We start from the raw sequence: 20273 nt of genomic DNA, 5'->3' as shown, positions 1-20273 counted from the left end.
ACCATGTCCCCGAACACCTGTCTACCATGTCCCCGGACCGTACACGGGGAGAGGGTTAGGGTGAGGGGCATTATTTGAATCCCATCACATTCACCGCATTCCCCTTTTCCCTTTTACTCCCCGCTGGCTAAATTAGTAACTCATCCGACCACATAACAATAATTTTACACTGGAAGAGACTATGAGCCGCTACCCGTCGTTATTCGCCCCCCTCGATCTGGGATTCACCACCCTCAAAAACCGCGTGCTGATGGGCTCGATGCATACCGGGCTTGAGGAGCGCCAGGACGGGGCCGAGCGTCTGGCGGCGTTCTATGCCGAGCGCGCGCGTCACGGGGTGGCGCTGATCGTCACCGGCGGCGTATCGCCCGCGCCCACGGGCGTGACGATGGAGGGCGGCGCGGTGCTAAATAACGCGAGCCAGCTGCCGCACCACCGCATTGTGACCGACGCGGTTCACCGCGAGGGCGGCAAAATCGCCCTGCAAATCCTGCACACCGGGCGCTACAGCTATCAGCCGAATCTGGTCGCGCCGTCGGCCATCCAGGCCCCCATCAACCGCTTCAGGCCGCATGCCCTCAGCCACGACGAGATCCTGGCGCTGATTGAGGACTTCGCCCGCTGCGCCGCGCTGGCGCGTGAAGCGGGCTATGACGGCGTGGAGGTGATGGGCTCCGAGGGCTATCTGATCAACGAATTTCTCGCCGCGCGCACCAACCAGCGCGAGGATGAATGGGGCGGCGACTATGCCCGCCGCATGCGCTTTGCGGTGGAGGTGGTGCGCGCGGTGCGCGAGCGCGCGGGTGCGGATTTTATCATCATCTTCCGCCTGTCGATGCTCGACCTGGTGGAGGGCGGCGGGACGTTCGATGAAGCCGTGCAGCTGGCGAAGGCCGTTGAAGCCGCGGGTGCTACCATCATCAACACCGGCATCGGCTGGCACGAGGCGCGCATTCCGACTATCGCCACGCCGGTGCCGCGCGCGGCGTTCAGCTGGGTAACGCGCAGGCTGAAGGGAAAAGTGTCTGTTCCGCTGGTCACCACTAACCGTATTAACGATCCGCAGGTGGCGGACGATGTGATATCACGCGGCGATGCCGATATGGTGTCCATGGCGCGGCCGTTCCTCGCGGATGCAGAACTGTTGTCCAAAGCGCAAAGCGGACGCGCGGATGAGATCAACACCTGCATCGGCTGTAACCAGGCCTGCCTGGATCGGATCTTCGTCGGCAAGGTTACCTCCTGTCTCGTCAACCCGCGCGCCTGCCACGAAACCAAAATGCCGATCGTTCCGGCGCAAAACAAAAAGCGCCTGGCGGTGGTGGGTGCAGGGCCGGCGGGCCTGGCGTTCGCGGTGAACGCCGCCTCGCGCGGGCACAGCGTGACGCTGTTTGATGCCGCCGGTGAGATTGGCGGGCAGTTTAATATCGCCAAACAGATCCCCGGCAAAGAGGAGTTCTATGAAACCCTGCGCTACTACCGGCGGATGATCGAGTTGACTGGCGTAGATCTGCGGCTTAACCAGCGGGTGACGGCGGCCGATCTGCTGGCGTTCGATGAGGCGATCCTGGCAAGCGGGATCGCCCCGCGCACGCCTGCGATCGAGGGCATCGATCATCCGAAGGTGTTGAGCTATCTGGACGTACTGCGCGATAAAGCGCCCGTGGGGGAGAAGGTGGCTATTATCGGCTGCGGCGGTATCGGCTTTGATACCGCCATGTACCTGAGCCAGCCGGGCGAGGCCACCAGCCAGAATATCGCCGAGTTTTGCGTGGAATGGGGAATTGATACCAGCCTGAGCCAGCCCGGCGGCCTGCGGCCTGAAGGGCCACAGCTGCCGAAAAGCCCGCGTCAGATCGTCATGCTACAGCGCAAAGCCAGCAAGCCGGGCGAAGGGCTGGGCAAAACCACGGGCTGGATCCACCGCGCCACCCTGCTGTCGCGCGGGGTGAAGATGATCCCGGCGGTGAGCTATCAGAAGATCGACGACGAGGGTCTGCACGTCACGATCGGCGGCGAACCGCAGCTGCTGCGCGTGGATCATGTGATTTTGTGTGCCGGGCAAGAGCCGAAGCGGGATCTGGCGGATCCGCTGCGTGAGGCTGGTAAAACGGTGCATTTGATAGGCGGGTGCGACGTGGCGATGGAGCTGGATGCGCGGCGGGCCATTGCGCAGGGCACCCAGCTTGCACTGATTATTTAGCGACGACGTCCCAGCTTCACCGCTTTCAGCACCACGAACTTGTTGTTGGTGGCAACGGTGACGCAATTGCCGAAAATCTTCTTCAGCTTGTGGAAGTAGTCCAGGTGGCGGTTCGCCACGATGTACAGCTCGCCGTTGATCTTCAGGCAGCGGCGCGCGTGGTGGAACATCTCCCAGGCGACGTTATCCGTCAGGGCGTGCTTCTGGTGGAACGGCGGGTTGCAGAACACGGCGTTGAAGCGGAATGGCTCCACGCCGGACAGCGCGTTGTTGATCATGAACTCGCAGCGGTCCAGCGCCTCCGGCATGTTGGTTTCCACGTTCAGACGGCTCGACGCCACCGCCATCGGCGATTCGTCGCTGAACACCACGCTGGCGTCCGGGTTCTTCGCCAGCAGCGTCAGGCCAATCACGCCGTTGCCGCAGCCCAGGTCGACAATTTCCCCTTCCAGATTTTCCGGCAGGTGTTCCATAAAGAAACGCGCGCCGATGTCCAGACCGGTGCGGGAGAAAACGTTCGCGTGGTTATGGATGGTCCAGTCTGTGCCTTCCAGCTTCCAGCTCAGGGTTTCTGGCGCGTCGGCCAGTTCCGGCGCGCTGAAGGTACAGTTGATCAGGCGCGCTTTTTTCCAGGCGAGCGTAGTGGTGGTCGGGCCCAGCACCTTCTCGAACAGCTCCAGCGTCGAGGTGTGAATGTCGCGCGCTTTGGCACCCGCGATGATGCGGGTTTCTGGCGTCACGACCTTGCGCAGCGCGCGCAGCTGCTGCTCCAGCAGCGCCATGGTTTTTGGCACCTTAATCAGCACCACGCCAGGCGCCTGCGGGTAGTCCGCGGTGCTGTCGAGGAACTTCACGCTGGACTCTTCGATATCGTTGTGACGCAGGTTTTCACGCGTCGCCAGCTCGCTCAGGTAAGAATCGCCGATGCTGTAAGGCGTGTGTGCCGCCAGCGCGCAGGCCAGCGCGCCAAACGCGTCATTCAGGATCAGCACCGGGCCGCTGATTTCAGCGTCATCCAACTGTTGCAGCAGATATTCATCCGCCGCTTCCCACGCCTGAAGCGGGTTAACGTCGTCCGTTTCCGGGAAACGTTTAAGGTTGAGTGAACGGAAACCGTTGTCTAAGTGGCTCATCGGCCCTCCTGAATGGTAAAATTTCGGCGTTATCCCTGAAAAGGGTGCGTGAGTATACCCGTTTTCAACTTATTTTGGGGTTTTGATGAACCAGCTGACTTATCTCCAGGGCTACCCGGAGCATCTGCTTTCCCAGGTCCGGACGTTAATTGCCGATCAAAAGCTGGGCGCGGTGCTGGAAAAACGCTATCCCGGCACGCACGATTTCGCGACCGATAAGGCGCTCTGGCAGTATACGCAGGATCTGAAAAACCGGTATCTGAAGAGCGCGCCGCCGGTCAACAAGGTGATGTACGACAGCAAGATCCACGTGCTGAAAAACGCGCTCGGCCTGCACACCGCCGTCTCCCGCGTGCAGGGCGGCAGGCTGAAGGCCAAAGCGGAGATCCGCGTGGCGACCGTATTTCGTAACGCGCCCGAAGCGTTTCTGCGGATGATTGTGGTGCACGAGCTTGCCCACCTCAAGGAGAAGGAGCACGACAAAGCGTTTTATGCCCTTTGCTGCCATATGGAGCCGCAGTACCACCAGCTGGAGTTTGATACCCGTTTGTGGCTGACGCATTTATCGTTAAAGAGTAATGCGCAGTAGCGCACGCGAAATGTCATGATGACGTGCTACAGTGGCTACAGGTTCCCTGCTACGGAGTACGTAAACGTTTATGATACGTTTCGCAGTCATCGGTACGAACTGGATCACGCGCCAGTTCGTCGACGCCGCCCACGAAACCGGCAAATATAAGCTCACCGCAGTCTATTCCCGCAGCCTTGAGCAGGCGCAGAGCTTCGCGAACGATTACCTGGTCGAACACCTGTTCACCTCGCTCGACGAGATGGCGCAAAGCGACGCTATTGACGCTGTTTATATCGCCAGCCCGAACTCCCTGCACTTCCCGCAAACGGCGCTGTTCCTCGGCCACAAAAAGCATGTGATCTGCGAGAAGCCGCTGGCCTCGAATAGTCAGGAAGTGGAAGCCGCCATTGCGCTTGCCCGCGAAAACCAGGTGGTACTGTTCGAAGCGTTCAAAACCGCCAGCCTGCCCAACTTCCTGCTGCTGCAGCAGTCCCTGCCGAAAATTGGCAAAGTGCGTAAAGCCTTTATCAACTACTGCCAGTATTCGTCGCGCTATCAGCGCTATCTGGACGGCGAAAATCCGAATACCTTTAACCCGGCCTTCTCTAACGGCTCGATTATGGATATCGGTTTTTACTGTCTGGCCTCTGCGGTTGCGCTGTGGGGGGAACCACACGGCGTGACGGCCACCGCCAGCCTGCTGGACAGCGGCGTGGACGCTCACGGTATCGTGGTGCTCGACTACGGTGATTTCAGCGTGACGTTGCAGCACTCGAAGGTCAGCGACTCCGTGCTGCCAAGCGAAATTCAGGGCGAAGACGGCTCGCTGGTGATCGAAAAAATCTCCGAATGCCAGAAGCTGAGTATCGTCCCGCGCGGCGGAAAAGCGCAGGAGCTGACGCAGCCTCAGCATATTAACACTATGCTCTATGAGGCAGAGGTCTTCGCCCGTCTGGTAGAAGACAATGAAGTGAACCACCCCGGGCTTGCGATAAGCCGCACCACGGCGAAGCTGCAAACGGAGATCCGCCGACAGACCGGCGTGGTCTTCCCCGCAGACGGCGTGAATGCGGAAGCTATCGCGTAAAGCTGTGTAATGAAACCGTGCAGAGCATTGACGAAATCAATGTTCTGACATATTTTGTTACCTGCAAAGGGGAGTAACTTCTTCGCCGGTGGATCGTCATTACGATGCGTGCAAAACCGCATCCGGTCGCCGGGCAACCTTCATGGTTGTAAGTGAGACCTTGCCGGAAGGCGAGGTCTATGCATAAAAAGCTAACGGCTATCGTCTTCTGACCATAGCCGTTTTTGTTTTTTTATGTGTAAGGAAAATAGTATGCATTCTGTCGGCACTCCAATGCTGTGGGGCGGATTCGCGGTTGTCGTGCTCATCATGCTGGCGATCGACCTCTTTTTGCAGGGCCGCCGCGGCGAGCACGGCATGAGCGTTAAGCAAGCCGCCGTCTGGTCGCTGGTGTGGGTATCCCTCTCACTCCTTTTCTGCGCCGCCTTCTGGTGGTATCTGGCCTCGACCGAAGGCCGCGCGGTGGCCGATCCTCAGGCTCTCGCCTTCCTCACCGGTTATCTGATTGAAAAAGCGCTGGCGGTGGATAACGTCTTCGTCTGGCTGATGCTGTTTAGCTATTTTGCCGTGCCTGCGGCTCTGCAGCGCCGCGTGCTGGTGTACGGCGTGCTCGGTGCCATCATCCTGCGTACCATCATGATCTTCGCCGGTAGCTGGCTGATTACCCAGTTTGAATGGCTGCTGTACGTGTTCGGCGCGTTCCTGCTGTTCACCGGCGTCAAAATGGCGCTGGCGAAAGAAGACGATACCGGTATCGGCGATAAGCCGCTGGTGAAGTGGATCCGCGGTCATCTGCGCATGACGGACAAGATCGAAAGCGAGCATTTCTTCGTGCGCAAGAACGGCCTGCTGTTTGCCACCCCGCTGCTGCTGGTGCTGATTCTGGTCGAGCTGAGCGACGTGATTTTCGCGGTAGACAGTATCCCGGCTATCTTCGCGGTCACCACCGACCCGTTCATCGTGCTGACCTCTAACCTGTTCGCGATCCTCGGCCTGCGCGCGATGTACTTCCTGCTGGCGGGCGCGGCGGAGCGTTTCTCGATGCTGAAATACGGCCTGTCGGTGATTCTGGTCTTCATCGGTATCAAGATGCTGATCGTCGATTTCTACCATATCCCGATCGCCATTTCGCTCAGCGTGGTGTTTGGCATTCTGCTGGTGACGCTGGTTATTAATACCTGGGTTAACCGCCAGCACGATAAAAAGCAACAGGCGGAGTAATCCCCTCTCCCCGGCCCTCTCCCCACAGGGGAGAGGGTGAACACACTTTTGTAACGCAATAGTTAAAAAATATGACGCAACACGTAAAATCCAGCATTTTACGCTTCCGCCTTTCCCCGCTTTCCGTGATACTCAACCAGGCAAACAAATATTTACATCCTGAAATAAATGTGACTTAGAGCACATCCAGGATGGAACGCAATTTCACTTAGGAATTTAGTATGAGCACACAATCTAAAGGCCTGCTTGCGCGTATCACGCAGGGCAGCCTGGTTAAACAAATCCTGGTAGGGCTGGTTCTGGGGATCCTGCTGGCACTGGTGTCAAAACCTGCCGCGGAAGCGACAGGGTTACTCGGCACCCTGTTCGTGGGCGCGCTGAAGGCCGTTGCGCCGGTGCTGGTTCTGATGCTGGTCATGGCTTCCATCGCCAATCATCAGCACGGACAAAAAACCAACATTCGTCCGATTCTCTTTTTATATCTGCTGGGCACGTTTTCTGCTGCGCTGACCGCGGTGGTCTTTAGCTTCCTCTTCCCGTCCACGCTGCATCTGACCTCTGCGGCGGGCGACGTCACGCCGCCTTCCGGCATCGTGGAGGTTCTGCGTGGCCTGCTGATGAGCATGGTGTCTAACCCGATTGATGCCCTGCTGAATGCAAACTACATTGGCATCCTGGTCTGGGCAATCGGGCTTGGCTTTGCCCTGCGTCACGGCAACGAAACGACGAAAAACCTGGTCAACGATATGTCCAACGCCGTGACCTTTATCGTGAAGGTCGTCATTCGCTTTGCGCCGGTCGGTATCTTTGGTCTGGTGTCGTCTACGCTTGCGACAACCGGCTTTGACGCGCTGTGGGGTTATGCACAGCTGCTGTTTGTGCTGGTAGGCTGCATGCTGCTGGTGGCGCTGGTGATCAACCCGCTGCTGGTGTTCTGGCAGATCCGCCGCAACCCGTATCCGCTGGTATTGACCTGCCTGCGCGAAAGCGGCGTATATGCCTTCTTTACCCGCAGCTCGGCGGCGAACATTCCGGTTAACATGGCGCTGGCGGAGAAGCTGAACCTGGATCGCGACACCTACTCGGTTTCCATTCCGCTGGGTGCGACCGTCAACATGGCGGGTGCAGCGATTACCATCACCGTGCTGACGCTGGCGGCCGTGCATACGCTGGGTATTCCGGTCGATCTGCCAACGGCGCTGCTGCTGAGCGTGGTGGCGTCGCTGTGCGCCTGCGGCGCATCCGGCGTGGCGGGCGGTTCACTGCTGCTGATCCCGCTGGCCTGTAATATGTTTGGCATTCCGAACGAAATTGCCATGCAGGTTGTTGCGGTCGGCTTCATTATCGGCGTCCTGCAGGACTCCTGCGAAACCGCGCTGAACTCCTCAACGGACGTGCTGTTCACCGCGGCGGCCTGCCAGGCGGAAGACGCGCGTTTGGCGAAGAACGCCCTGCGCGGATAAAGCAAAACGGCAACCCTGAGGTTGCCGTTTTTAGTGTTTGTCCCCTCTCCCCGTGGGAGAGGGTCAGGGTGAGGGCATCAGGCCGCACCGATTAGAGCGTCACACCACTCTTAAAGATCGCCAGCTCGCGGAAGTCGTTCTTCTCGTTACAGGTCTGCCTGCCGCTGGCGAACTCTGCGATAGCGTCCACGAACTCGGTCAGCAGCTGCGGCATCGCTTTGCCGTGGATCAGCTGCCCTGCGTCGAAATCGATCCAGTGCTTTTTCTTTGCCGCCAGCTCGCTGTTGGTGGCAATTTTAACCGTCGGCACAAACCCGCCGTATGGCGTACCGCGGCCGGTACTGAACAGCACCATGTGGCAGCCCGCCCCCGCCAGCGCGCTGGTGGCGACCGCATCGTTACCCGGCGCGCTCAGCAGGTTCAGGCCGTGGGTTTTCAGGCGTTCGCCGTAGCGCAGAACGTCCACCACCTGGCTGGCGCCCGCCTTCTGGGTGCAGCCAAGGGATTTCTCTTCCAGCGTGGTGATCCCCCCCGCTTTGTTACCCGGCGACGGGTTCTCATAAATCGGCTGGTTGTGGGCGATAAAGTACTGTTTGAAGTCGTTCACCATGGTGACGGTCTTTTCAAACGTCTCTTCGTCGCGGCAGTGGCTCATCAGAATACGCTCCGCGCCGAACATCTCCGGCACTTCGGTCAGCACCGTGGTGCCGCCGTTGGCAATCACGTAATCCGAGAAGCGGCCCAGCATCGGGTTGGCGGTAATGCCGGAAAGCCCGTCAGATCCGCCGCACTCCAGACCAAACTTCAGTTCGCTCAGCTTGCCCGGCTCGCGCCTGTCGTGACGCATCACCTCATACAGGTGATGCAGCTGTTCAACGCCCGCCTCCACTTCGTCATCCTGATGCTGACACACCATAAAGCGCACGCGCCCGGGATCGAAGTCGCCCAGCGTTTCGCGAAAGGCATCCACCTGGTTGTTTTCGCAGCCGAGGCCAATCACCAGCACCGCGCCCGCATTCGGATGACGCACCATGTTTTGCAGCATGGTGCGGGTGTTGATGTGGTCGTCACCCAGCTGGGAGCAGCCGTAGGTGTGGCTGAACAGGTGCACCCCGTCTGTGCCTTCGGCACCGCTGGTCTCTTTCAGGAAGCGCGCCTGGATTTGACGCGCAATCCCGTTCACGCAGCCGACGGTCGGGAGGATCCACAGTTCATTGCGGATCCCCACCTCGCCGCTGGCGCGGCGGTAAATCTGCACCTCACGATCGGCCGCCTGGGCTTCTTCCGTCTGAAAGTCAGGTTGATAACTGTACTCGTCCAGATCGCTGAGGTTGGTGCGGGTATTGTGGGAATGAATGTATTCACCCGGCGCAATATCCGCCAGCGCGTGACCGATGGGCAAACCGTACTTCACCACGTTCTCCCCTTTGGCAATGGGGATCAGGGCAAACTTATGGCCACGCCCAATGGCCTGGCGTAACGTCACCGACTGGCTGTCGAAGGTCACTTCCGTCCCTTCGGCTAAATCTGCCAGCGCGACGGCAACGTTATCCAGCGAATGGATTTTGATGTATTGCATATCAACCTCAAGCGGCCTTAGTTCAGTTCAATGGCGAAGTAGTCACGCGCATTGTTAAAGCAGATGTTTTTCACCATTTCGCCCAGCAGCTGGATATCCGCTGGCGCTTCGCCCGCGTGCACCCAGCGGCCAATCATCTGGCACAGAATGCGGCGGAAATATTCGTGGCGAGTGTAAGAGAGGAAGCTGCGGCTGTCGGTCAGCATGCCGACAAAGCGGCTTAACAGGCCAAGCTGCGCCAGCTGCGTCATCTGACGCTCCATGCCGTCTTTCTGGTCGTTAAACCACCAGCCGGAGCCAAACTGCATCTTGCCCGGCATCCCTTCCCCCTGGAAGTTGCCGATCATGGTGCCCAGCACTTCGTTATCGCGCGGGTTCAGGCAGTAGAGGATGGTTTTTGGCAGCAGGTTTTGCTCGTTCTGTTTGCTCAACAGCTTAGACAGCTCTTCCGCCAGCGGACGGTCGTTGATGGAGTCAAAGCCGACGTCCGCGCCCAGCAGCATAAACTGGCGCTGGTTGTTATTACGCAGCGCGCCGATGTGATACTGCTGAACCCAGCCGCGACGGGCATATTCCGCACCGAGGAACACCAGCACCGCGGTTTTAAACTGGGCGACTTCATGCTCGCTTAACTGTTCGCCGGAGAGACGACGCGCCAGAATGCTGTCCAGCTCGGCTTCGTTAGATTCCGCGAACAGCACCACGTCCAGCGCGTGGTCAGAGACCTTACAGCCGTGCGCGGCGAAGTGATCCAGACGTTTGGTGAGCGCCGTTTGCAGATCGGCGAAACGACGGATGTCGGTATCGGAGACTTCCGCCAGCTTCGCCATGTAGTCGTTAAAGGTTGCCTGCTCGATGTTGAAGGCTTTATCCGGGCGCCAGCTTGGCAGCACCTTGATGTCAAACGCGGCGTCTTTGGCGACCACCGCGTGGTGCTCCAGGGAGTCGATCGGATCGTCGGTCGTCCCCACCATCTTCACGTTCATCTGCTTCATGATGCCGCGCGCGGAGAAGTTGTCCTGCGCCAGCAGGTCGTTGCACTGGTCCCAGATTTCATCCGCGGTGGCTGGAGAAAGCAGCTTGCCGGTGATGCCAAACGGACGACGCAGCTCAAGGTGCGTCCAGTGGTATAGCGGATTACCGATGGTGTGCGGAACGGTAGCGGCCCAGGCGTCAAACTTCTCGCGGTCGGTGGCGTCGCCGGTACACAGGCGCTCGGCCACGCCGTTGGTGCGCATCGCTCGCCATTTATAGTGGTCACCCTTCAGCCAGATATCATACAGGTTTTTGAAGCGGTAATTTTCGGCAACCTGCTGCGGCGGTAAATGGCAGTGGTAGTCGAAAATCGGCTGGTCTTTTGCGTAGTCGTGGTACAGGCGGCGGGCAAATTCGGTATCTAACAGAAAATCGTCGGTCATAAACGGCGTCATTATCGTCTTCCTCATTACGGGAGCGGCAGAAAGCTTATGTTCAGATGCTGCAAAGTTATCACACCAATTTCCAGAGGCCGACGTTTTTTTCGTGAGTTAGATCAATAAACGTCGACAAATAAATTACCCTCAAAGGGGTAAACCCTCTCGCAGACCGCGCCAGCACTGGCTTTATCCGCGCCGCAGAATATCCCTACAAAGATTCACACTTTTGTGATGTCACTCACCTTTTAAAGTTGTATGACAAGTTATCGTTTCGCCGTCGCAAACACTATGCCGACGGATTGCATTACCGGTGCTTCACACCGGATTTAACGGTACGGAAACCGACTTAAGCACGATTACTTATGGCAAGGTTCGGGCCGTTCCGGGACACGCTCCCGGTTACGCCCCTCCCGTTACAGAACAGCTCCCGATAACGGTTGAGCTGTTGCCGTGTCCCGACACGGAAATAACATAACGATGAGGTTTTACATGCGTAAAATTAAAGGGTTACGTTGGTACATGATTGCACTGGTGACGCTCGGCACCGTGCTGGGCTACCTGACGCGTAACACCGTGGCAGCTGCGGCGCCAACGTTGATGGAAGAGTTACATATCTCCACGCAGCAATACTCTTACATCATCGCGGCGTACTCTGCCGCTTACACCGTAATGCAGCCTGTTGCAGGTTATGTTCTTGATATTCTGGGTACAAAAATTGGTTACGCCTTCTTCGCCGTTGCCTGGGCCGTCTTCTGCGGCGCGACCGCACTGGCAGGAAGCTGGGGCGGGCTGGCGCTGGCGCGTGGTGCGGTTGGTGCCGCCGAGGCGGCGATGATCCCGGCGGGGCTGAAGGCCAGCTCCGAGTGGTTCCCGGCAAAAGAGCGCTCCATTGCGGTAGGCTACTTCAACGTGGGCTCGTCCATCGGGGCGATGATTGCGCCGCCGCTGGTGGTATGGGCCATCGTGATGCACAGCTGGCAGATGGCGTTCATCATCTCGGGCGTACTGAGCTTTGCCTGGGCGATGGCGTGGCTGATCTTCTATAAACACCCGCGCGATCAGAGAAAGCTGTCTACCGAAGAACGCGACTACATTATTAATGGTCAGGAATCGCAGCATCAGACCGATAACGGCAAAAAGATGTCCGTCTGGCAGATCCTCGGCACCCGTCAGTTCTGGGGTATCGCCCTGCCACGCTTCCTGGCAGAACCGGCCTGGGGCACGTTCAACGCCTGGATCCCGCTGTTCATGTTCAAAGTTTACGGCTTTAACCTGAAAGAGATCGCGATGTTCGCCTGGATGCCAATGCTGTTCGCGGACCTGGGCTGTATCGTAGGCGGCTACCTGCCACCGCTGTTCCAGCGCTGGTTTGGCGTGAACCTGATTGTTTCCCGTAAGATGGTGGTCACCCTGGGCGCGCTGCTGATGATCGGCCCGGGCATGATCGGTCTTTTCACCAGCCCTTACGTTGCTATCGCGCTGCTGTGTATCGGTGGTTTTGCTCACCAGTCTCTCTCCGGCGCGCTGATTACGCTCTCTTCCGACGTGTTTGGCCGTAACGAAGTTGCCACCGCCAACGGCCTGACCGGCATGGCCGCCTGGACAGCAAGCACCATGTTCGCCCTGGTGGTCGGCGCGCTGGCAGACACCATCGGCTTCAGCCCGCTGTTCGCGGTACTGGCAATCTTCGACCTGCTGGGCGCGGTGGTGATCTGGACGGTGCTGAAAAGTAAATCCGCCGACGAACTGGCGAAAGAGTCCCTCGGGGGGCCGGCGACGCAGAGTTAGCGCTGCGCCACCACCCGGCAAAATCTTCGCAGAAGCCGCCTCCGGGCGGCTTTTTTGATGGCAAAATCTGGAGACTGGCACGCAAAAGTGGTATAACAAATCATTCGCGGTACCCTGCCTGGAGCGTATATGGAAATCACCGAATCACGTCGTTTATATCAACAACTTGCTGCCGAGCTGAAAGATCGCATCGAGCAAGGTGTCTATCTTGTCGGTGATAAACTTCCCGCCGAGCGTTTTATCGCGGACGAGAAAAGCGTCAGCCGCACGGTGGTGCGCGAAGCCATCATCATGCTGGAAGTGGAAGGCTACGTTGAGGTGCGTAAAGGCTCCGGCATTCACGTGATTTCCAGCCAGGCAAAGCACTCTCCGGCCCCGGACGAAAGCCTGGAGTTTGCCAGCTACGGTCCGTTCGAGCTTCTCCAGGCTCGCCAGCTGATCGAAAGCAATATCGCGGAATTTGCGGCGACTCAGGTGACCAAGCAGGACATCATGAAGCTGATGGAAATTCAGGATCACGCGCGTAAGGAAAAATGTTTCCGCGATTCCGAATGGGACCTGCAGTTCCACGTCCAGGTCGCCCTTGCAACCCAGAATACGGCGCTGGCGGCAATCGTAGAAAAAATGTGGACTCAGCGCGTTCACAACCCGTACTGGAAGAAACTGCACGATCACATCGATTCCCGCACGGTGGATAACTGGTGCGACGACCACGATCAGATTCTTAAAGCGCTGATTCGTAAAGACCCGCACGCGGCGAAGCTGGCAATGTGGCAGCATCTGGAAAACACCAAACAGATGCTCTTTAATGAAACCAGTGATGACTTTGAATTTAACGCAGACCGCTATCTTTTTGCCGATAATCCGGTCGTTCATCTCGATACTGCGGCCAATCTCGCAAAATAAGCCCCTGGGCTGCTGGCAGGCGCACCGCTGCGCCTTCCGGCGATGCAGGGTAAGAAAACCTCTATAGTGTCAGCCTTTGTAAAAAGTCTCGCTCCCCTTCATGGCTTACGCCAAAATCACGTTTCCCCTCAAATTCTGTGACGCAGAACGTCGGGCTTTGTTACAATTGGATTCACTTCGTTATTTTGTAAGTTAGTGCATGCTAACCAGCCAATTAACAGGGAACAGTGTTGGCCACGCATCAATGTGTCCGCGAGCGACCATAATGAAATCACTACAATGTCGCCGTGCTGTTTTTCCCGAATGACAGGCGTGACGTTAACCGATTTCCAGGAACACTGAATGGAACTTTTGACCCAACTACTGAACGCCCTCTGGGCTCAGGATTTCGAAACGCTGGCCAACCCGTCCATGATTGGCATGCTCTATTTTGTCTTATTTATGATCCTGTTCCTTGAGAACGGTTTGTTGCCTGCCGCCTTTTTACCGGGCGACAGTCTGCTGGTGCTGGTCGGGGTACTTTGTGCAAAAGGGGCGATGGCCTTCCCGCAAACGGTATTGCTGTTAACCATTGCCGCCAGCCTGGGCTGCTGGGTGAGCTATATTCAGGGGCGTTGGCTGGGCAACACGCGTATCGTCCAGAACTGGCTTTCGCATCTTCCGGCACATTACCACCAGCGGGCGCACCACCTTTTCCACAAGCACGGGCTTTCCGCGCTGCTGATTGGCCGCTTCATCGCGTTTGTTCGCACCCTGCTGCCCACCATTGCGGGCCTGTCTGGCCTGAGCAGCGCGCGCTTCCAGTTCTTTAACTGGATGAGCGGCTTGCTGTGGGTTCTGATCCTGACCACGCTCGGCTACGCGCTCGGCAAAACGCCGGTATTTATGAAGTATGAAGATCAGCTCATGTCCTGCCTGATGCTGCTGCCGGTCGTCCTGCTGGTGTTTGGTCTGGTAGGTTCACTGGTTGTGCTGTGGAAGAAGAAATATGGAGCCAGGGGTTAAGGATGGTTATCTCCCCGCTCGCCCTGCGCCGCTTCTCTTATGCCATCGTCGCGCTGATGATGTTAAGCACGCTCATCCTGCTGTGGTCTGCGCTACAGCATCAGGAGTCGACGCTGGCTATCCGCCCTGTGAGTCAGGGAGCCAGCGTGCCGGATGGTTTTTCCATCTGGCATCATCTGGACGCAAACGGGATCCGCTTTAAAAGCATCACGCCGCAAGACGATGTGCTGCTGATAAAATTTGACTCCAGCGCGCAAAGCGCCGCGGCAAAAGCCGTGCTGGACCGAACGTTGCCTCATGGTTATATCATCGCGCAGCAGGACGATGACAGCCACGTGGCCTCCTGGATGTCACGGTTACGCGACACGTCGCATCGATTTGGTTAACGACTACTATTCCGAATATTTTCACCTACTTTGGTGAAACTCCCGTTTACTTACTATGCTTAAGTACGCGGAGCACCCCTCAGATGTTCTCCGCATAGTTCTGGAACACGGCTTACGCCGTAACACAATGGAAGGTTTCTATAATGAAATACCGCATCACCCTGGCTCTGGCCCTTTTTTCGTTAAGCACAACTTCCTTCGCAATGTCTCTTTGTCAGGAGAAAGAACAGGATATCCAGCGCGAAATCAGCTATGCCGAAAAGCATAACAACCAGCACCGGATCGACGGTCTGAAAAAAGCGCTGAGCGAAGTGAAAGCCAACTGTTCCGACAGCAAGCTGCGTGCCGAACATCAGGAAAAAATCGCTGAACAGAAGGACGAGATAGCCGAGCGCCGTCAAGACCTGCAGGAAGCGAAAGAGAAAGGGGATGCGGAAAAGATTGCCAAGCGCGAGAGGAAGTTACAAGAGGCGCAGGACGAACTGAAAGCGCTGGAAGCTCGCGATTATTGAGTTAACGGAAATCTCAACAGGAGAGAATCATGTCAAAAGATACAACTTCAGAAAATCTGCGCGCTGAGCTGAAATCCCTGGCGGACACCCTGGAAGAGGTGCTGAACTCCTCTGCCGATAAATCGAAAGAAGAAGTGAGCAAGCTGCGCAGTAAAGCGGAGCAGGCGCTGAAAGAGAGCCGTTATCGTCTGGGTGAAACCGGTGATGCGCTGGCGAAACAGACCCGCGAAGCAGCAGCGCGCGCAGACGAATATGTACGTGATAATCCATGGACTGGCGTAGGTATTGGTGCCGCAGTAGGTGTGGTGCTGGGCGTTCTGCTGACGCGTCGTTGATTATGGAAGATCCTCGTCACGCACAAGGGCCTGCTAAAAACGTCCTCGGCATCGGCCAGCGTATTCTTACGACGCTGGTCGGGATTGCCGAAACGCGCGTCCGGCTGGCGGTAGTGGAGCTGGAAGAGGAGAAAGCCAATCTCTTCCAGATGCTGCTCATGCTTGGGCTTACGATGCTCTTTGCCGCGTTCGGGCTGATGAGCCTGATGGTGTTAATCATCTGGGCTATTGACCCGCAGTATCGTCTGAACGCGATGATTGCGACCACGGTGGTTCTGCTGGTTGCCGCGCTGATAGGCGGTATCTGGACTCTGCGTAAAGCGCGTACGTCGACCTTCCTGCGCCATACGCGTCAGGAGCTGGCCAACGATCGCGCCCTGCTGGAGGATGACAAGCCGTGAGCGACAAAGCCGAACGTCAGAAGCGAAAAGCGTATCTGCTGAGCCAGATCCAACAGCAGCGGCTGGACCTGTCCGCCAGCCGTCGCGACTGGCTGGAGCTGACCCAGCGTTACGACCGCGGCTGGAATACCATCCTGAGCCTGCGTTCGTGGGCGCTGGTTGGCAGCAGCGTGATGGCTATCTGGACGATTCGTCATCCAAATATGCTGATTCGCTGGGCGCGCCGCGGCTTCGGCGTCTGGAGCGCATGGCGTCTGGTGAAGGCCACGATTCGTCAGCAGCAGCTGCGGTAAAAAGCAAAACGGTAACTCAGGTTACCGTTTTTTGTTTTTGCGCCCTCTCTCTTCAGGACAGTGCTGGCGTGAGGGCAACAGCGCGCACTCCCTTACTCAATATCTTTGAAGAAGATTGACAGTTTTCCTTGCTAACAATTGCTACCCGCCCCGTTTACACTCCTCTCCATCGACAGCAAAGACGCGGTATCTACCCGAATTTGCACATAAATAAAGTTAAGCCGCTGATGTGGTTCCCTGGAGAGTAAAATGAAAAAATTAGAAGATGTTGGTGTACTGGTAGCGCGTATCCTGATGCCTGTTCTGTTTATCGTGGCAGGCTGGGGCAAAATCACCGGCTATGCTGGCACACAGCAGTATATGGAAGCCATGGGCGTGCCGGGGTTCCTGCTGCCGCTGACCATCCTGCTTGAGTTTGGCGGCGGCCTGGCGGTACTGTTCGGTTTCCTGACCCGCACCACGGCGCTGTTCACCGCCGGCTTCACCCTGCTGACCGCGTTCCTGTTCCACAGCAACTTTGCGGAAGGCGTGAACTCCCTGATGTTCATGAAAAACATGACCATCGCAGGCGGCTTCCTGCTGCTGGCCATCACTGGCCCGGGCGCATACAGCATCGACCGCCTTCTGAATAAGAAGTGGTAAGCACGCTATACTGACTGAACTGAAAGCGAGGAGATCTCTCCTCGCTTTTGCTATCTGACGGAGGAGAAAAGAATGGGACAACTCGTAGACGGCGTCTGGCAGGATGTCTGGTATGACACCAAATCCACCGGCGGACGCTTTAAGCGCTCTGTTTCGGCCTTCCGTAACTGGCTGACCGCCGATGGCGCCCCCGGCCCGAGTGGCGAAGGCGGTTTTGCGGCGGAGAAAGACCGTTATCATCTGTACGTTTCTCTCGCCTGTCCGTGGGCGCACCGCACGCTGATTGTGCGCAAACTTAAAGGTCTCGAATCGTTAATTCCGGTTTCGGTGGTCAACCCGCTGATGCTGGAGAACGGCTGGACGTTCGACAGTGATTTCCCTGCCGCGACCGGTGACGATCTTTACCACCACGATTTCCTTTACCAGCTCTACCTGCACGCCGATCCGCACTACACCGGACGCGTGACCGTGCCGGTGCTGTGGGACAAGAAAAACCAGACGATCGTCAGCAATGAGTCTGCGGAAATCATCCGCATGTTCAATACCGCGTTTGACGCGCACGGTGCCCGCGCCGGGGATTATTATCCGGTTGAGCTGCGCGAGAAAATTGACGAGCTGAACGGCTGGATCTACGACAGCGTGAACAACGGCGTCTATAAAGCCGGCTTCGCCACCAGCCAGGAAGCCTACGACGAAGCGGTCGGCAGCGTCTTTGCCTCTCTGGAGCGCCTTGAGCAGATCCTCGGCCAGCACCGCTATTTAACGGGCGATCGCCTGACGGAAGCGGACATCCGCCTGTGGACTACGCTGATCCGCTTCGATCCGGTTTACGTTACACACTTCAAGTGCGATAAACACCGCATCAGCGACTACCTGAACCTGCACGGTTTCCTGCGCGATATCTACCAGACGCCGGGGATCGCGGAAACGGTCGATTTCGATCATATTCGCACCCACTATTTCCGCAGCCATAAGACCATCAACCCAACGGGCATTATCTCTGTTGGCCCCTGGCAGGATCTGGATGAACCGCACGGGCGCGACGTTCGTTTTGGATAATTATTTAGGGAATCAATAGATTCCCTTTTTTAATTCACAGCATGCATCTATCCTTACCTCGATCGCTTAGAAAACAAGTGATTGACTGATTAATGAGGCAAGGAAAATGGACTGGTATTTAAAAGTACTGCGCAATTATTTTGGTTTTGGTGGTCGCGCCCGCCGCAAAGAGTACTGGATGTTCATTCTGGTGAACGCTGTACTTATGATGGTGCTGGGCATTATGGATAAGATTCTCGGCTGGGAGGATTCTGACGGAAAAGGGATCCTTACTGCAATTTATAGCGTGCTGGTTTTGATACCGTCATGGGCCGTGATGTTCCGACGCCTGCACGACACGGATCGTTCAGCCTGGTGGCTGCTGCTGCTGCTGATTCCGATTATCGGCTGGCTCGTGATTTTGGTTTTCCACTGTCAGAGCGGGACGCCGGGCGAAAACCGCTTTGGTCCGGATCCTAAGGTCGGCGCGTAAATTATTGCCCGGTAGCGCTTACGCTTACCGGGCCTGCCCGCTTATTTGTTGTGATGCGCAAAGAGCTTTGGAATTTCACGCAAACACCACGATTTGGCTTCGCCCATGCTGTCGCGACGCCACGCCATAATGATATCCACTTCGCTGGTGTACTCCGGGCTGACGACCCGCAGCCGCCCCTCCGCAATATCGTTTTCCACAAACGTGTACGGCATGGTTGCCACGCCCAGCCCCGCCAGCAGCGCCTGCCGCTTATCCTCCAGCGAGGTCACCGTCAGACGAGGCTGTTTATCGAGCAGCTGAACCGTCAGTACCGGACGCTCACGGGCGGTGTCCGCGACCGCCACGCCGCGGTACTTCACGCGCGTGACCTCGGAGAGCGGCTCCGGCTCCTGATGGATAGGATGATCCGGGGCGGCAACGTAGACGTTCATAATGCTATAGAGCTTGCGGGAGTTGATTTCCGACGAGGAGCGGAAGTGCATGTCCGGCGCAATGACGATATCCGCCCTGCCCGTCTCCAGACGCTCCCACGCTCCTGCCAGCACCTCGGTAATGATCGACAGCTGGGTATTGGCTTTTGCGGCCAGCCTGTCCACCAGCGGGAACAGCGCCTCGGTGGGCACCAGCGCTTCGGTAACTAACGTCAGATGGGTTTCCCAGCCGCGGGCCAGCGCTTCAGCATCCGTCGTCAGCTTGTCCGCCGCTTCCAGCAGCACGCGCCCGCGCTCCAGCAGCATCCGGCCAACGTTGGTGAATTTAGTTCGATGACCGGAGCGATCGAAGAGCACCACGTCCAGCTCTTCCTCCAGCTTCTGCATGGTGTAGCTCAGCGCAGACGGAACGCGCCCCAGTTCATCTGCCGCCGCGGCAAAGCTGCCACGCCTGTCAATTGCGTCCATGACGCGGAGCGCCTCAAGCGTCAATGCTCTCTCTTTAGCCATCTCGTTCTCATTCAGGAAATTTGAACATACCGGGCAGAATATCTGGCTAACAATGCAGCGTCCATACCTTTACCATTGATTTAGTGTAAAGAGAGGTCAAGTTTATGATTACGACAAGAACAGCTAAACAGTGCGGACAAGCCGATTTCGGTTGGCTGCAGGCCCGCTACACCTTTTCCTTTGGACACTACTTTGACCCTAAACTCCTCGGTTACGCTTCACTGCGCGTATTGAACCAGGAAGTGCTCGCCCCGGGCGCGTCCTTCCAGCCGCGCACGTACCCGAAAGTCGATATCCTGAACCTGATCCTGGAAGGCGAGGCAGAATACCGCGATAGCGAGGGCAATCATGTCCAGGCAAAGGCTGGCGAGGCGCTGTTAATTTCCACGCAGCCGGGCATTAGCTACAGCGAGCATAACCTCAGCAAAGACAAAACGCTGACCCGCATGCAGCTGTGGCTGGACGCCTGCCCCGAGCGGGAAAACCCGCTGGTGCAAAAGATCGATCTGAAGGGCGGTAAACAGCAGCTGATAGCGTCGCCTGACGGCAGCAAAGGCAGCCTGCAGCTGCGTCAGCAGGTGTGGCTGCATCATATTGAGCTGAAGAAAGGCGAACAGGCGAGCTTCCAGCTGCACGGCCCGCGCGCCTACTTACAGTCCATTCACGGTACGGTGCATGCGGTAACGCACGCGGAAGAGAAAGAAGCGCTCACCTGCGGCGACGGGGCGTTTATTCGCGATGAGGCGAATATCACCCTGGAGGCGGATACGCCGCTGCGCGCGCTGCTGATTGATTTGCCGGTTTAAAGAACACACTCGCCCCTCACCCTAGCCCTCTCCCCATAGGGGAGAGGGAACG

At 57.4% G+C, this 20273-nt stretch carries 21 protein-coding genes; 17 read left to right on the top strand and 4 right to left on the bottom strand.

Annotated features, from left to right (window positions below; genetic code table 11):
* Positions 1-181: 181 nt before the first annotated feature.
* Positions 182-2203: an NADPH-dependent 2,4-dienoyl-CoA reductase gene (locus tag IM304_RS00290; RefSeq protein WP_193355044.1), complete on the top strand. Its 2022-nt coding sequence runs from the start codon at positions 182-184 to the stop codon at positions 2201-2203.
* Here IM304_RS00290 and rlmG read toward each other — a convergent pair.
* Complete coding sequence (gene rlmG, locus IM304_RS00285) at positions 2200-3336, bottom strand: 23S rRNA (guanine(1835)-N(2))-methyltransferase RlmG (protein ID WP_193355045.1); 1137 nt, start codon at positions 3334-3336, stop codon at positions 2200-2202. The two genes, IM304_RS00290 and rlmG, sit on opposite strands and share 4 nt — an antisense overlap.
* Positions 3337-3421: 85 nt before the next feature.
* Here rlmG and IM304_RS00280 point away from each other — a divergent pair, with 85 nt between their 5' ends.
* The 4 genes from IM304_RS00280 (at position 3422) to sstT (ending at position 7678) form a co-directional block, all read left to right on the top strand.
* Complete coding sequence (locus IM304_RS00280) at positions 3422-3925, top strand: M48 family metallopeptidase (protein WP_176609421.1); 504 nt, start codon at positions 3422-3424, stop codon at positions 3923-3925.
* Between the two features lie 70 nt (positions 3926-3995).
* On the top strand, positions 3996-4994 hold the full coding sequence (locus IM304_RS00275; RefSeq protein WP_176609420.1) for a Gfo/Idh/MocA family protein: 999 nt from the start codon (positions 3996-3998) through the stop codon (positions 4992-4994).
* 252 nt (positions 4995-5246) lie between these two features.
* Positions 5247-6215 carry a TerC family protein gene (locus tag IM304_RS00270; protein ID WP_176609419.1) on the top strand — a complete coding sequence of 323 codons (969 nt, stop codon included), beginning with the start codon at positions 5247-5249 and terminating at the stop codon, positions 6213-6215.
* 221 nt (positions 6216-6436) lie between these two features.
* The gene (gene sstT / locus IM304_RS00265) at positions 6437-7678 is read left to right on the top strand and encodes a serine/threonine transporter SstT (protein ID WP_193355046.1); all 1242 of its coding nucleotides are present in this window, start codon (positions 6437-6439) and stop codon (positions 7676-7678) included.
* Positions 7679-7769: 91 nt separating this feature from the next.
* Here sstT and IM304_RS00260 read toward each other — a convergent pair whose 3' ends face one another.
* Positions 7770-9257, bottom strand: coding sequence for a UxaA family hydrolase (locus tag IM304_RS00260; RefSeq protein ID WP_193355047.1), 1488 nt, complete (start codon positions 9255-9257; stop codon positions 7770-7772).
* Positions 9258-9274: 17 nt separating this feature from the next.
* On the bottom strand, positions 9275-10687 hold the full coding sequence (gene uxaC, locus IM304_RS00255) for a glucuronate isomerase (RefSeq protein WP_193355048.1): 1413 nt from the start codon (positions 10685-10687) through the stop codon (positions 9275-9277).
* A gap of 474 nt (positions 10688-11161) precedes the next feature.
* On the opposite strand from uxaC, the gene IM304_RS00250 reads away from it, so the two are divergent.
* The 11 genes from IM304_RS00250 (at position 11162) to IM304_RS00200 (ending at position 18471) form a co-directional block, all read left to right on the top strand.
* Positions 11162-12460, top strand: coding sequence for an MFS transporter (locus IM304_RS00250; RefSeq protein WP_193355049.1), 1299 nt, complete (start codon positions 11162-11164; stop codon positions 12458-12460).
* Positions 12461-12589: 129 nt separating this feature from the next.
* Positions 12590-13366, top strand: coding sequence for a transcriptional regulator ExuR (gene exuR / locus IM304_RS00245; protein WP_148418376.1), 777 nt, complete (start codon positions 12590-12592; stop codon positions 13364-13366).
* Positions 13367-13708: 342 nt separating this feature from the next.
* On the top strand, positions 13709-14371 hold the full coding sequence (gene yqjA / locus IM304_RS00240; protein WP_022649475.1) for a DedA family general envelope maintenance protein YqjA: 663 nt from the start codon (positions 13709-13711) through the stop codon (positions 14369-14371).
* A 2-nt stretch (positions 14372-14373) separates the two neighbouring features.
* Positions 14374-14757, top strand: a complete 384-nt coding sequence (gene mzrA / locus IM304_RS00235) for an EnvZ/OmpR regulon moderator MzrA (protein ID WP_148418375.1) — start codon at positions 14374-14376, stop codon at positions 14755-14757.
* Between the two features lie 143 nt (positions 14758-14900).
* Positions 14901-15269 (top strand): DUF1090 domain-containing protein, encoded by a 369-nt coding sequence (locus tag IM304_RS00230; protein ID WP_148418374.1) that lies wholly within the window; start codon positions 14901-14903, stop codon positions 15267-15269.
* Positions 15270-15298: 29 nt separating this feature from the next.
* Positions 15299-15604 carry a YqjD family protein gene (locus IM304_RS00225; protein WP_003862645.1) on the top strand — a complete coding sequence of 102 codons (306 nt, stop codon included), beginning with the start codon at positions 15299-15301 and terminating at the stop codon, positions 15602-15604.
* Between the two features lie 2 nt (positions 15605-15606).
* Entirely contained in the window at positions 15607-16005 is a 399-nt protein-coding gene (locus IM304_RS00220; RefSeq protein ID WP_148418373.1) for a phage holin family protein, read from the top strand.
* Positions 16002-16298 (top strand): YqjK-like family protein, encoded by a 297-nt coding sequence (locus tag IM304_RS00215; RefSeq protein WP_148418372.1) that lies wholly within the window; start codon positions 16002-16004, stop codon positions 16296-16298. Before IM304_RS00220 ends, IM304_RS00215 begins: the two co-directional genes overlap by 4 nt.
* A 249-nt stretch (positions 16299-16547) precedes the next feature.
* Positions 16548-16940: a DoxX family protein gene (locus IM304_RS00210; RefSeq protein WP_148418371.1), complete on the top strand. Its 393-nt coding sequence runs from the start codon at positions 16548-16550 to the stop codon at positions 16938-16940.
* A 72-nt stretch (positions 16941-17012) separates the two neighbouring features.
* On the top strand, positions 17013-17999 hold the full coding sequence (locus tag IM304_RS00205; protein WP_193355050.1) for a glutathione S-transferase family protein: 987 nt from the start codon (positions 17013-17015) through the stop codon (positions 17997-17999).
* A 106-nt stretch (positions 18000-18105) separates the two neighbouring features.
* Positions 18106-18471 carry a DUF805 domain-containing protein gene (locus tag IM304_RS00200; RefSeq protein ID WP_176609415.1) on the top strand — a complete coding sequence of 122 codons (366 nt, stop codon included), beginning with the start codon at positions 18106-18108 and terminating at the stop codon, positions 18469-18471.
* A 41-nt stretch (positions 18472-18512) separates the two neighbouring features.
* On the opposite strand, the gene IM304_RS00195 is transcribed toward IM304_RS00200, so the two are convergent.
* Positions 18513-19415, bottom strand: coding sequence for a LysR family transcriptional regulator (locus tag IM304_RS00195; protein ID WP_193355051.1), 903 nt, complete (start codon positions 19413-19415; stop codon positions 18513-18515).
* A 104-nt stretch (positions 19416-19519) separates the two neighbouring features.
* Here IM304_RS00195 and IM304_RS00190 point away from each other — a divergent pair, with 104 nt between their 5' ends.
* Positions 19520-20221, top strand: a complete 702-nt coding sequence (locus IM304_RS00190; RefSeq protein ID WP_176609413.1) for a pirin family protein — start codon at positions 19520-19522, stop codon at positions 20219-20221.
* Positions 20222-20273 lie beyond the last annotated feature (52 nt).

This window comes from Enterobacter cloacae complex sp. P40C2 (assembly GCF_014930695.1).
GTDB classification, from domain to species: domain Bacteria; phylum Pseudomonadota; class Gammaproteobacteria; order Enterobacterales; family Enterobacteriaceae; genus Enterobacter; species Enterobacter pasteurii.
Note: the sequence above shows the minus strand (reverse complement) of the source record. Positions and strands in the feature narration are given on the sequence as shown.